Annotated in this window: 13 protein-coding genes; 4 read left to right on the top strand and 9 right to left on the bottom strand. The window is 38.1% G+C overall.

Annotated features, from left to right (window positions below):
* Positions 1-148: 148 nt before the first annotated feature.
* Positions 149-1,399: a glutamate-5-semialdehyde dehydrogenase gene (locus M2139_RS09030; RefSeq protein WP_280738542.1), complete on the top strand. Its 1,251-nt coding sequence runs from the start codon at positions 149-151 to the stop codon at positions 1,397-1,399.
* Positions 1,400-1,656: 257 nt separating this feature from the next.
* Here the strand turns inward: M2139_RS09030 and M2139_RS09025 are convergent, their stop codons facing one another.
* The 3 genes from M2139_RS09025 to M2139_RS09015 all read right to left on the bottom strand — a co-directional run bounded on the left by M2139_RS09025 (position 1,657) and on the right by M2139_RS09015 (position 6,286).
* Entirely contained in the window at positions 1,657-2,445 is a 789-nt protein-coding gene (locus tag M2139_RS09025) for an alpha/beta hydrolase family protein (RefSeq protein WP_280738543.1), read from the bottom strand.
* 386 nt (positions 2,446-2,831) lie between these two features.
* Positions 2,832-5,576, bottom strand: coding sequence for an ABC transporter permease (locus tag M2139_RS09020; protein ID WP_280738544.1), 2,745 nt, complete (start codon positions 5,574-5,576; stop codon positions 2,832-2,834).
* A gap of 8 nt (positions 5,577-5,584) precedes the next feature.
* Complete coding sequence (locus M2139_RS09015) at positions 5,585-6,286, bottom strand: ABC transporter ATP-binding protein (protein WP_280738545.1); 702 nt, start codon at positions 6,284-6,286, stop codon at positions 5,585-5,587.
* A 308-nt stretch (positions 6,287-6,594) separates the two neighbouring features.
* Between M2139_RS09015 and M2139_RS09010 the strand changes: the two genes are divergently transcribed.
* Positions 6,595-7,185 carry a TetR/AcrR family transcriptional regulator gene (locus M2139_RS09010; RefSeq protein WP_280738547.1) on the top strand — a complete coding sequence of 197 codons (591 nt, stop codon included), beginning with the start codon at positions 6,595-6,597 and terminating at the stop codon, positions 7,183-7,185.
* Positions 7,186-7,388: 203 nt separating this feature from the next.
* Here the strand turns inward: M2139_RS09010 and M2139_RS09005 are convergent, their stop codons facing one another.
* Complete coding sequence (locus M2139_RS09005) at positions 7,389-7,913, bottom strand: TMEM175 family protein (protein ID WP_280738548.1); 525 nt, start codon at positions 7,911-7,913, stop codon at positions 7,389-7,391.
* 179 nt (positions 7,914-8,092) lie between these two features.
* Between M2139_RS09005 and M2139_RS09000 the strand changes: the two genes are divergently transcribed.
* Positions 8,093-9,865, top strand: coding sequence for an oleate hydratase (locus M2139_RS09000; protein WP_280738549.1), 1,773 nt, complete (start codon positions 8,093-8,095; stop codon positions 9,863-9,865).
* Positions 9,866-9,922: 57 nt separating this feature from the next.
* Here the strand turns inward: M2139_RS09000 and M2139_RS08995 are convergent, their stop codons facing one another.
* The 5 genes from M2139_RS08995 to M2139_RS08975 form a co-directional block, all read right to left on the bottom strand.
* Positions 9,923-10,105: a hypothetical protein gene (locus M2139_RS08995; RefSeq protein WP_280738551.1), complete on the bottom strand. Its 183-nt coding sequence runs from the start codon at positions 10,103-10,105 to the stop codon at positions 9,923-9,925.
* A 9-nt stretch (positions 10,106-10,114) separates the two neighbouring features.
* A complete protein-coding gene (locus M2139_RS08990; RefSeq protein WP_280738552.1) occupies positions 10,115-10,243 on the bottom strand; it encodes a hypothetical protein in 129 nt (42 codons plus the stop codon).
* A gap of 135 nt (positions 10,244-10,378) precedes the next feature.
* Positions 10,379-10,585, bottom strand: a complete 207-nt coding sequence (locus M2139_RS08985) for a helix-turn-helix transcriptional regulator (protein WP_280737954.1) — start codon at positions 10,583-10,585, stop codon at positions 10,379-10,381.
* Between the two features lie 33 nt (positions 10,586-10,618).
* Complete coding sequence (locus tag M2139_RS08980; protein ID WP_280738553.1) at positions 10,619-11,140, bottom strand: DUF2975 domain-containing protein; 522 nt, start codon at positions 11,138-11,140, stop codon at positions 10,619-10,621.
* A 367-nt stretch (positions 11,141-11,507) separates the two neighbouring features.
* Complete coding sequence (locus M2139_RS08975) at positions 11,508-11,810, bottom strand: bacteriocin immunity protein (RefSeq protein WP_280738554.1); 303 nt, start codon at positions 11,808-11,810, stop codon at positions 11,508-11,510.
* Positions 11,811-11,960: 150 nt separating this feature from the next.
* Here M2139_RS08975 and M2139_RS08970 point away from each other — a divergent pair, with 150 nt between their 5' ends.
* The gene (locus M2139_RS08970; RefSeq protein WP_280738555.1) at positions 11,961-12,551 is read left to right on the top strand and encodes a YcxB family protein; all 591 of its coding nucleotides are present in this window, start codon (positions 11,961-11,963) and stop codon (positions 12,549-12,551) included.
* The last annotated feature ends 101 nt before the right edge of the window (positions 12,552-12,652 follow it).

The following is a 12,652-nucleotide window of genomic DNA, read 5'->3' as shown; positions in this document are numbered from 1 at the left end:
CGAAGAGAGCTAGCTCACGCAGCTAGATTACACAAAAAGCGGAGGACGTTCGCTCAACTCCCGAGTAAAATGCATAAACATATATAGCGGTGTTCTCTACCGCGAATTTCTAAAAAACAAAATCTCTCTTTAGAAAGGAATGATTTTTATGACTGATTTAATTCAATTAGGCAAACAAGCACAAGCTAGCGGCCACACCCTAAGCTTATTAGCTACAGAAGAAAAAAATCGCCTACTTTTAGCGATGGCGGCAGCCTTGGAAAAAGAAACGGCAAACATTTTAGTTGAAAATAATTTGGATTTAGCGCAAGCTAGCGCCAACGGAATTAGCGAAACAATGCAAGATCGTTTGCGTTTAACACCAGAACGAATTAGCGAAATGGCTGACGGTATGCGACAAGTAGCGGCTTTACCTGATCCGATTGGTGAAGTGGATAAAATGTGGAAAAATGCTGACGGCTTACTAATTGGCAAACAGCGGGTTCCTTTAGGGGTAATCGGGATTATTTATGAATCCCGGCCAAATGTAACGACTGATGCCGCTAGTCTTTGCTTTAAAACCGGCAATGCGGTCATTTTACGTGGGGGCAAAGAAGCTTTTCACTCTAATAAATGTCTAGTTAATATTTTACAAAATACTTTACAATCACAAGGATTTTCCCCTTATGCCATTCAATTTGTCGACGATACTAGTCGGGAAACGGCGGCAGCCTTAATGAAATTAAATGACTATTTAGACGTCTTGATTCCGCGGGGTGGTGCAGGCTTAATTCGCCAAGTGAAAGCTACAGCAACCGTGCCTGTGATTGAAACCGGCACCGGCAATAATCATATTTACATTGATGAAGCGGCAGATTTAGCAATGGCGGTGAAAATTGTGATTAACGCCAAAGTCCAGCGCCCCTCGGTCTGCAATGCCATTGAAACTATTTTAGTCCATGAAAAAGTGGCGGCGGAATTTTTACCTCTGCTGGAAAAAGAATTACAAACAGGCATTCCCGTTGAATTGCGGGGAGATAACGTGGCTTTACAATACTTGCAAAATGCTGAATTGGCTACCGAAGCCGATTGGCAAACTGAATTTTTAGATTATATCTTAGCGATTAAAGTGGTGGATTCAGTGGATGCCGCAATCGCCCACATTAACCACTACAACACTAAACATTCAGAAGCGATTATTACCGAAAGCTATAGCACCTCCCAAAAATTTTTAGCTCAAGTTGATGCGGCGGCGGTTTACGTGAACGCTTCTACCCGCTTCACTGACGGCTTCATCTTTGGTTTTGGTGCAGAAATCGGCATCAGCACACAAAAACTCCATGCTCGCGGACCGATGGGCTTGCAGGAGTTGACTTCGATTAAATATATTATTTATGGAAATGGCCAAATTCGCGAGTAGCGATTGCAACGATAGATTTTGACTGAAAATACAAATGTGAAGAGGACGTAGTGAGATACGCCCTCTGATAGTACCGTTTAAGACGATAGCGTCAGTTTAGATCACCAAAATAGACCTATCCACTTGGCTAAAAGTTAGGACGATCTATTTTTTGTCGTTTTTAAGCAAATTAACAACTAGCGCAATGGTAAAGACAAAAACACTCGCTTATAAATTTGACTATTTTTCACCAATAATTACGCTTTACAAAGTCCTGTCTATTTCTCCGCAAACATCCACGCCAGCCCCCGCTGGATCCATTCATCCCAAAATTGCCAATTATGGTCGCCGGGGCCTTCTTCAAAAGTATGAGCTACTTTTAATTTTTCCATCGCTTGATGCATACCTTGATTAGCGCCGTATAAGAAATCTTCTGTACCGCAAGCTAAATAGATCCGCGGAATTTCTTTACCGCTAGCGACTAATTCTTCCAATAAATGCAGTGGAGCATTTTCAGAAGTTGCCACTTGATCTAAAGGGCCAAAAATCCCTTCCCAATAAGCTTTTCCACGAATTTCAAATAAACGTTCCATCTCCAATCCCATCAATACAGCACCCGATAAAGAAACAATCGCCGCATAATTTTCAGGTTTACGCAAAGCCAATTTTAAGGCACCATAGCCTCCCATTGATAAACCAGCTGCATAAGTATTTTCCCGTTTTTGTGAAATTTGCGGAAATAGCTCATGACAGATTTTTGGTAATTCTTCAGAGACATAAGTCCAATATTTCATATCGTAAGTTGTATCTGTATACCAACCTAAATCGGTGGAAGGCATAATCACCGCAATCCCATAATCCGCCACATAGCGTTCGATTGACGTGCGGCGCTCCCAACAACTGTGATTGCCGCCCATGCCATGTAGTAAATAGAGCACGGGAATTTCATCACTGGCACCAGCTGAACTGGTACCCACGATTTTCTCTGTCTGTTGGGGTAAAATAATTTGTAAATCAACTTCTCTTTCTAAAACATTTGAATAAACACTAGCTTGAATAAATGCCATGAAAAAACCTCCTTGATGACTAACAGCGAAACGCGGTTCAAACTCGGTAAAGCTGAACAAGCCCTTTTTGCTTTTTTTCTGATCTAGCTGCGAGCATTAACTCCACTCGATAAAGTGATAAACAAATCCGTGGTACAAAACACCACTATATTTGCTTATGCACTTTACTCGGGAGTTGAGCGAACGCTCTCCGCTTTTCTTATAGTCTAGCTTTAGGAGCTAGCTTTCTTCGATAAAGTGAAAAATAAATTCGCGGTAGAAAACACCGCTATAATTTATTTTTGCACTTTACTTGAGAGCTGAACGAGCTCCTAAAGCTTTTCTTATAGTCTATCATTTTTTTCAAATTCGTGAAGTTTTTTATGGTATTTTACTAAAGTTTTTGGTTAGTCCACAGATTTTAGGGCTTCTAGCATGTCGATGTTTTTTAGGCGGTGGTTGACGACGAATCCTAAAATAACAGTGACTAGAGAAATAATTAGTAGCGGAATCCCGAAGCTAGTTGTTGCAAGGGCAGGATTGAACATGACATCGTTTGGTGGAACAACAGCGATAATATAACGATGTAAGGCTTCTCCGACACCGAATCCGACTAAAATACCAATCAGTGACAGCAAAATAGTTTCGCGATAAATATACAATGTTACTTCCCGGTCGAAAAATCCTAAAACTTTAATCGTTGAAAGTTCGCGTAAACGCTCAGAAACATTGATATTGGTTAAGTTGTACAAAATGACAATCGCCAATAAAGCTGCCACGATAATCAAAATCCCCATAATTTTATCAAGGGAATGAACAATTGTGTGAATTTGGCTGGTAATGGTGGTGTTTTGAACCACGCCTTGTATGCCATTTAGCTGCATAAATTCTGTGGCTTGATTGCGGACATTTTTAGCGCTATGATTTTTCAAAATCACCAAATTCCCGTTGGTAGCAAAATCTTTTCCGAAAATTTCTTGATACGTTTCTTTATCCATAAAGACGAAGTGATTCATGTACATCTCAGCAATCCCGGCAATCTCCATTTCATAAGACTGATTATCTTGATCCTTCAAAGTTATGCTATCGCCAACTTCAACTTCTAATAATTTGGCTAGTCTTTCAGAAATAATGACACCTTCTTGATTTAAAGGTAAAGCTTTTTGCGTTTGGCGATTAGCTAAATGAACATAGTCATCAAAAGTTGCTTGGTCATCAGGCACTATGACTTTAATTGCTTGTTCATCTTGTTCTTTACCGGCAACTTTTGTTAACTCTTCAAAGCGGACAGGACTAGCTTTTTCCACGGTATCGCTAGCTAATAAATCTTCAATTTCTCGACTTTCTTCAGCTTTCGGCTGGTCTTTTTCAGCGACAATTAAATCATATTTAATGATTTCACTAAATTGACGATCACTAATGCCAGAAACGGAATGTTGCACACTAAATCCGGCAAATAACAGCGCCACCGACCCGCAAACGCCAAAAATCGTCATTAACATCCGCTTTTTATAACGGAAAATATTTCTGGCCGTTACTTTGTGAGTGAAACTTAGGCGATTCCAAATCGGCGTAATTCTTTCTAACAAAATTTTCGCCCCAGCAGTTGGTGGTTTTGGTAAAAGCAGTGTGGCTGGGCGTTTCCGCAATTCGTTGGTAGCGACGATAAAAGCTGGCACTACCGCACTTAAAATTGCTAAAAATAACGCCAACAGTGTGATGCCCCCGTAAAAATGCAGCTGAATCTCTGGCAAAGTGAAATTCGGTGAATAGGCACTGTGAACAATTAGTGGTAGCAACGTATGGCCTAAAACAATCCCGATAACCGAACCAATAAAGCTGGAAATAAAACCATAAACGACGAATTTCTTACGAATATCACGGTCTTCATAACCTAAAGCTTTCAGCGTTCCTGAATTGGTTCGCTCTTCATCGACAAAGCGAGTCATAGTAGTGAAGGTCACTAAGGCCGCCACAAAATATAGAAACCAAGGGAAAACTTTCGCTAAAGAGTCAATGATATTACCGACATTGCTATAAATTAAATAACCTTCTGAACCCGGTGTTTCCCGCCGATTATTGACTGAATAAACTGGTTCTTGCAAGCCATCTAAAGTTTCTTGGGCATCGTTTAATTTAGTCGTATTTTCGGCGATTTTTTCCTCCGCTTCAGCTTTTTTCTGATTAAACGTGGTTAGCTCCGCTTGATATTGTGCTTCTTGTTGTTGAATTTCAGGCGTTTCTCCAAAATAGGCTTTTGCTTGCGTAATCGCTTGTTGGGCTTCATTTAATTTTTGTTGACCATCAGCTAATTGTTGTTGGCTATCAGCTAATTGTTGTTGGCTATCAGCAATTTTTGCTTGACCGTCGTCAATTTCTTTTTGATATTCAGCTTGAATGCTGGCCAATCGAGCAGCCGGCAAATCAGTTAAGGTGTCATCCAAATCCGCTTTATGTTTTTGAACTAATTGATTGTAGTCATCAGAATACGGATCCACCCTTTGAGTATCTTTAAAGGTCATACGAGCGACTAAGTAGTAATCTACATCAAAAACGTCTTCAGTTACCACGCCATAGCCATCTAGCGAGCCAGAACCAGCGGTAGATGGGCCTAAATTGACGTTGGAAATAATTTCGCTAGATTTGACGAAACCGACAATTTTAAATTGATGACGTTTCAGTATTTTTTCACCAGTAACGTCAGCTTTTTCAGTAAATTCAATTTCATCACCAATTTTATATTTTTCTTGATATTCGGCATCAAGGGCGATTTCTTCGGCTTTTTTCGGCAAATGACCTTTCACCACTTGATAATTAGAGACTTCATCAACTTCTGAAAAAATCCGAAAACTCGTCTGACTATCTTTAAGCACTACGTCTTTCAGATAACCGTATTCGATTTTTTCAAGGCCATGGGTTTGATCTAACCCACTTTGATCATGGGCATCAATCCCCAAACTACCGATGACCGTTAAATCGGCTAAATGATTTTCTTCAAAAAAGTCGGCACCCGTTGCCCGCATATCCGGACCCGTTACATTTAAACCGACTAAGGCAAAGGATCCTAACGCCATCAAACAGACGATAGAAAAAAAACGTCCCCATGAATTTGTAAATGATTTTCTGATATCTTTCCATAATTTTTTCTTCATACTTTTCCCTACCATTCTATTTCAGCAATTGCTTTAGGATTTGCATTAACGTCAATTTTTTTCACTTGGCCATCATGCATCTGAATTACTCGGTCAGCGATTTGTGCTAGCGCAGCATTGTGAGTGACAATCACCACGGTAGAACCTTTTTCCCGACTCATATCTTGTAAAATCTGCAGCACTTGTTTTCCTGTTTTATAATCAAGTGCTCCAGTCGGTTCGTCGCACAATAGCAACTTAGGATTTTTAGCAACCGCCCGTGCAATCGCTACCCGCTGCTGCTCCCCACCAGATAATTGGGCTGGGAAATTATTGATTCGATTGGCTAAATTAACTTCTCGTAAAACTTCCTCAGAATCCGCAGCATTTTTAACAATTTCCGAAGCCAGCTCAACATTTTCTTTAGCGGTTAAATTAGGCACTAAATTGTAAAATTGAAAAACAAAACCAACTTCTTCCCGGCGGTACTTGGTCAACTGTTTCGTAGAGTAATTGGCAATATCGCGGCCATCAATCAAAACACTCCCTTGATCATTGGTATCCATCCCACCAAGAATATTCAAAACCGTCGACTTACCAGCTCCAGAAGCCCCTAAAATGATGACTAACTCACCTTTTTCAATCGCAAAATTAATATCATCATTAGCAACAATCTCAGTTTCTCCCATTTGGTATTTTTTATAACTATGAATCATTTCAATATAACTCATCTTATTTTCTCCTCCAAAAACGAACAACATGTTGATTTAAACGAAAAAGGCGGAAAGGGCTCGTTCAGCTCTCGAGCAAAATGCAGAATTAAATTATAGTGGCGTTTTCTGCCACGAATTTCATTCTCATTTTGCCGAAGAGAGCTAGCCCTTATAGCTAGATTACATAAAAAAGCGGAAAGGCTTGTTCCGCACCCGAGTAAAATGCACAAAAAATATTAGCAGTGTTCTCTATCACGAATGTCATTCTTACTTTATCGAAGAAAGTTATCTTACATAAAAACCCAAAAACAAAGGAGGAAAATCAGATGGTTCAACAAAGAAAAACGCAAACAAAAAAAGTTATCAAACAAGTTTTCAGCCAATTGCTAAAAGAAAAAGGCTTTGATGCCTTGACGGTTAGTGATATTGCTCGGCGTTCCGAAATTAATCGAGGGACTTTTTATTTACATTACATAGATAAATATGATCTTTTGAAGAAACTAGAAGCGGAAACGGTAGCGGATTTATCGAAGATTTTATTGGAAGATGACGAAAACGACAGTATTGATGATCCTTTGGAAATCATTCCATACCGCTCAATTTTGCAGGCGCTCTTTTATGTGCAAAAGGAATTTGATTTTATTCAAGCGCTAGTTAGTCCTTGTGGCGATCCCCAGTTTGCTGATAAATTTAAAAAGATTTTGGAACAACTTTTGCAGAAAAAAGTCGGCGAGTCCCATAGTTTAACTTTTTCTTTGCAAAATGTGCCAGCGGATTACGCAACGGAAATTTTACTTTCCAGCACGATTTCAATTATTTTACTCTGGATAAAAAAAGGTGCCTCTGAAAGTCCGAAAGAAATTGCCGAAATGATTACCAAAGCTCGTGAATTGCCACCTTATAAATTATTATTTTAGCCAAGAAAAAAAGAGTCTGAATCGCTAAATTCAGGCTCTTTTTCTTGGTCTGCCTTTGTTTTCTCGGCGATTTTCTTCTCCAGAAAAAACAAAAGATAGGATTGGTAAAGCGGTATACAAAATCATAGAAACACTAGGCATTTTAAAAGCTAATAAAATAAGCGAAAGGTTTAAAATGATAATTCCCCAGATTCTAACCATGGTTACGCGATTGGAGTGACGGAAAAAAGATTGCTTTGGCTAAAATAATCTTGAAAAGCGTAATTATACATCACTAATCTGACAAAATTAATGATAAAATAGGCCACCCCATAATTAATAACCGCCAAACTGGAAGGATTCTGCATGATCCATTTTGTCAGTAAAGGAATCAGCGATAAGGTAAAGAGAAAAATAAAGTTGATAATCAGAATTTTTCGGGTAGCTTTCTTCAATAAACTATAAATTTGATGTAAATCATACCAAAAATTAGCGACAATAAAAAAGCTAATTAGAAAAACTAACACTGACTGTAAAAAGGTATAATAGCTGGCGATATTTTCATTGGGCAACGGAACTTCCAGAACCATCACGGTAATAATAATCGCAATCACCGCATCATTAAAAACTTCCAAATGTTTCTTCAACAACGCCGGCTCTTTTTCTTTCAATTTCCGAATTTCACTGTTCATCTCTTCAAAAGCTGCTTGATTGACTGGGGGAGTTGTATCGGCTTTTCTCGCTTGCATTGTGCCACCTCAATTTATTTCATATTTAATCATATTATGACTGTTTTCGGGCTTTGTCAAACGAATTACCCTTAGCTAAAAAAATAGTGCGTTTCTTTTTTTATTCCCGATTCTCTGTGCTAGAATGCAGGTATTAACAGGAAAATAATGCTTTCATAGCAACGAGGAGGAAAAATAAGATGCGTTATACCAATGGAAACTACGAAGCCTTTGCTACACCAAGAAAACCCGCCAATGTCGATCAAAAGAGTGCCTATATCGTCGGCGCTGGCTTGGCTGGCTTAGCTGCTGCCGTTTTTTTGATTCGTGATGGTCAAATGAAAGGAAAAAATATTCATATTTTTGAAGAACTTTCTCTTTCTGGTGGCTCGCTAGACGGAAAATTTATTCCTCATGATGGTTTTGTGACTCGCGGTGGGCGGGAAATGGAAAATCACTTTGAATGTTTGTGGGATTTATTCCGTTCGGTGCCTTCCTTAGAGGTGGAAAATGCTTCGGTTTTAGATGAATTTTATTGGTTAGATCATGATGACCCCAATTCCTCCAACTGCCGAATTATCCATAATCGCGGAGAACGAGCGGCTGATGATGGCGATTTTACTTTATCTAAAAAGGCCCAAAAAGAATTGGTTGAACTTTTTATGACTAGCGAAGATCAATTGATTGGCAAAAAAATCGAAGATGTCTTTAGTGAAGAATTTTTTGCTTCTAATTTTTGGCTTTATTGGTGCTCTATGTTTGCTTTTGAAAAATGGCATTCTGCCATTGAAATGCGCCGCTATGTGATGCGTTTCATCCATCATATTAAAGGTTTACCTGATTTTACCGCCCTAAAATTTACCCGCTATAATCAATACGAATCCTTGGTGAAACCACTGTTAGCTTATTTAACTGAGCAAGGCGTTGATTTTCAATATGAAACAAAAATTATGGATATTAAAGTCGAAATCACGGAAAAAACGAAAGTGGCCAAAAGTATTTTATTAATGCAAGCTGGCCACGCTAAAGAAATCCCTTTAACTGAAAATGACTTGGTTTTTGTAACAAATGGCTCGATTACGGAAAGCTCTACTGAAGGCGACCACCACACACCAGCCCCTGTCACTCACGAATTAGGTGGCAGCTGGAATTTATGGAAAAACTTAGCGAAACAATCGCCAAAATTTGGTCATCCAGAAGTTTTTTATGACAATTTGCCTAATGAAAGCTGGTTTGTTTCCGCAACTGCCACTTGGGAAAATTTTGATATCGAACCTTATTTAACACGCTTAACCAAACGAAAATTGCGTACAGGAAAAATCGTGACTGGCGGGATTATCACGATTAAAGATTCTAATTGGTTAATGAGTTTCGCTACTCATCGCCAACCTCATTTTAAAGAACAAAACGACCAACAAACCGTCACTTGGGTCTATGGTTTATTATCAAATACCCCAGGAAACTATATTAAAAAGCCGATTGAACAGTGTACTGGTCAAGAAATTGCACAAGAATTACTGTATCATTTAGGCGTGCCAGAAGCCGATATTCAAAAAATTTCTGAAGAATCTTGCACCGCTATCCCAGTTTATATGCCATTCATCACATCTTACTTTATGTTGCGGCAACCTGGAGATCGCCCATTAGTTATTCCTAATGGTTCAAAAAACCTAGCCTTTATCGGTAACTTCGCGGAAACCCAACGCGATACTGTTTTCACCACCGAATATTCCGTCCGCACCGCTATGGAAGCTGTCTATCAACTGTTGGAAGTTGAGCGGGGCGTGCCAGAAGTCTATGCTTCTGCTTATGATGTCCGGTCATTAGCCAATGCCGTCTATTATTTAAGCGACCGCAAAAAATTAACCGAGATGGATTTACCTTTTATCGAAAAGAAAATCGTCGCCGGTTTTGTTAAAAAAGTTGAAAATACTTATATCGGTGATGTTTTGAAAGATAATCATTTGGTGTAAAAGAAAACGGAGTGGAAAAACCACTCCGTTTTTTTGTGTGAATTTTTTATTAACCTCTCAGCTACCAATTAGCCCATACAAAATCAGCTGATACAGCCCCGCCGCTTTTTCTTGATATTCTTTTTGCGTTTCCCAAGTGGACTGCACTTCGGCGGCAATGTTCAAATATTGCAAGACGGTAGCTGTAGCAATATTTTCGGCAATGGCGCCTTCTGCTTTGCCCGATTCGATAAATTGCAACAGAATTTGTTAGCGAATTTCGTTGACGCCTTCGTTAAACAAATCAATAAAGACTTGGTCTGCCAAAGCTGTTTTGGAAAAATAAGTTTCTAAAAGTTCATGAGGTTTTTCCGCGCAAAGAGAAACAACCTGTACCACTTTCTCCTTAAAACTCAATTCATCAGCCAGCAACTACTGCGAATCGGGATTTCTCTGTTGCTTATTTTCCTAATTTTTAAAGTCAATAAACCGGCAAAAAGCGAGTAGCTTTTGCCAGCTACTCGCTTCAATCTTTTATTCATCTTCTAAATACTCTAAAATATCCCCCGGTTGACACTCCAGCACTTTACAAATTTCATTTAAGGTGGAAAAGCGGACCGCTTTGGCTCGACCTGTTTTCAAAATCGAGATATTGGCGCTAGTTAAACCGACTTGCTTGGCTAATTCTCCTGATTGCATTTTTCTCTTAGCTAACATTACATCTAAATTTACTTGAATCATAAGTTTTTCTCTCCTCATTCTCTCGTCTTTTACTTAAATTGTCATTTCATTTTCTTCAGCAATTTGGTTGGCTTTTTCTAAAATTTTTGATAATGCCCACACGATTGCGGCTACCACAACATAAGTCACATCAAGAAATGAGCTGTCGCCGATTAATTGGCTAGCGTGAGCAACTGTATCTGGTAAAGTTGAAGCAACAGCTAAAACTAACATTAACGCTGCGATTTTTTTCGCTGTTTTAACATTTTCTGCTACAAAGATTTCTTCGTTTTCTAAGTTTTTGAAAAACTTACGGGCGAAGTAACAAACCGCGCCATACAATGCAAAGTTAGCTACTAAAGATAAGACCAACACCGGTGAACTAATTATTTTCAAAGTGTTCGCTCCAAAAGGTAACTCACTAATATCGGCACTGGCAATCGCTTTTGTAAAGACTGGCAATTTCGTCAACAGCCAAACTAAAAGCGCCGCTACTGATACAGTTCCCATTACCGCTGTCATAAAACCAAATACCCATTTCAAACCTTTATATAAATTCTTTTCTGTTTTCATCATTTTTTTCATGCTCCCTCAATTTTCAATATTATTTTTTTCGTACCCTTCTTTTTACTTATCTTCTTGGCCAAAAGAATAAAGCAGAAGTGGTCGTTTTTTCCGTATTTTTTTGTTTTTATTTTTTCCAGTAATTACTTTCTGAATTAACTATAACTTATCAAAAAACGAAAGTCAACAACTTTTTATCGAAAAACAATAAAAAGTTGTCGTTTTATATGTTTTAGTATCCGCTTTTCAATATCTAATTATCGAAAAACGTTGATACAATCTCATTTATAAGAGTTTCGACTCTTCTCAAAAAAACTGAAAATTTTTTATAAAAAAATAGCAAAGCTGCAAAAATTAGCAGGTTTGCTATAAAAATATTTTAATCAAACTGACTCTTATCGCCATAATCTGCGCGATACACACCGTTAAGTCCGGCTTTACCACCGATTTGCGCTAATTGTTTAATTAATTGATTTTGTTCAGCTGAAAATTGCAGCTGGTTGGTGTAGCTAATAAAATAAATGTAGTTAACCAAGCGATTAATTAGCGGAACTTCATCTGTTATGTCCGCCAGCTTATGAAAAACTTTTAACAGCACTTCTTTAATATCCGCCATTTCTTCGCCATTATTTTTAGCTAAATCATTATAAAGCAGATGGACAATTTCCTTACTAACAGCCATTTCAATCACCTTTCTTTGTAACAAAACCGCAATTATAATTATATGCCTAATTGTACTTTCTGCCCACTATTTTATAAATAGACATCACTAACCTAATTTGTTAACCTTATATATGAAAAGCAATACATTCCTAAACTAAGGAGATATTTTATGAAGATTGAATTTAAAATGGCCCTGACAAAAGCAGATTGGATTGATTTTAATCAAGCTTATTTGAAATTTACCAATAAAAGAAGACGACGAATTGCGGCGGTATTAATCGGCTTACTACTGATTACAGCGGTGATTTCCTTGTTTTCGCTAGTGAGCTATATTATTGAATATCATGAATATTTTGCGCTTCATGATTACTCAGAAATTTTCAAATATAATTCTGACGGCGTCTTTTTACCGCTAGTTTATTTATTAGTTTCAGCCTTTGCCTTTTATCGTTTTTTCATCGCACCTAAAAAAGCCGTCAACAAAATGGTAAATCATCCAGAAAATCAGCAGATGTTTGATAAAAAACGCTTGGTACTTGATTCAGAAAAAATTTTGTCGGAATCAGAATTAACCACGCAAGTTTACGACTGGCAAATGGTGGTTAAAGTAATCGAATCACCGGATTTTATCGCCTTATTTCTCAGCCACAGTGCTTGCCTACTTTTTCCAAAATATCAGTTGGAATTGCAACAATTAACCGGTCTTGAAACCTTGATTGCGGATAATTTTAAAGATGAAATTATTTATATTGAAAAATGATTATACAAAAGGGGCTGTGACATAAGTAAATTATGTTCGTAGTTTCAAAAAAAAGAAATTCTATGAAAACCATTATGGTTTTGTGGGATTTCTGTTTTTTT

Origin of the sequence: Enterococcus sp. PF1-24, assembly GCF_029893325.1 — a bacterium.
Classification (GTDB): Bacteria; Bacillota; Bacilli; order Lactobacillales; family Enterococcaceae; genus HY326.
This window is presented reverse-complemented; position numbering and strand designations above follow the sequence as displayed.

Excerpts from the sequence above, each read along its gene's own strand:
- M2139_RS09030 (WP_280738542.1), top strand. The coding sequence starts at position 149 with ATGACTGATTTAATTCAATTAGGCAAACAAGCACAAGCTAGCGGCCAC.
- M2139_RS09025 (WP_280738543.1), bottom strand. The coding sequence starts at position 2,445 with ATGGCATTTATTCAAGCTAGTGTTTATTCAAATGTTTTAGAAAGAGAA.
- M2139_RS09020 (WP_280738544.1), bottom strand. The coding sequence starts at position 5,576 with ATGAAGAAAAAATTATGGAAAGATATCAGAAAATCATTTACAAATTCA.
- M2139_RS09015 (WP_280738545.1), bottom strand. The coding sequence starts at position 6,286 with ATGAGTTATATTGAAATGATTCATAGTTATAAAAAATACCAAATGGGA.
- M2139_RS09010 (WP_280738547.1), top strand. The coding sequence starts at position 6,595 with ATGGTTCAACAAAGAAAAACGCAAACAAAAAAAGTTATCAAACAAGTT.
- M2139_RS09005 (WP_280738548.1), bottom strand. The coding sequence starts at position 7,913 with ATGCAAGCGAGAAAAGCCGATACAACTCCCCCAGTCAATCAAGCAGCT.
- M2139_RS09000 (WP_280738549.1), top strand. The coding sequence starts at position 8,093 with ATGCGTTATACCAATGGAAACTACGAAGCCTTTGCTACACCAAGAAAA.
- M2139_RS08985 (WP_280737954.1), bottom strand. The coding sequence starts at position 10,585 with ATGATTCAAGTAAATTTAGATGTAATGTTAGCTAAGAGAAAAATGCAA.
- M2139_RS08980 (WP_280738553.1), bottom strand. The coding sequence starts at position 11,140 with ATGATGAAAACAGAAAAGAATTTATATAAAGGTTTGAAATGGGTATTT.
- M2139_RS08975 (WP_280738554.1), bottom strand. The coding sequence starts at position 11,810 with ATGGCTGTTAGTAAGGAAATTGTCCATCTGCTTTATAATGATTTAGCT.
- M2139_RS08970 (WP_280738555.1), top strand. The coding sequence starts at position 11,961 with ATGAAGATTGAATTTAAAATGGCCCTGACAAAAGCAGATTGGATTGAT.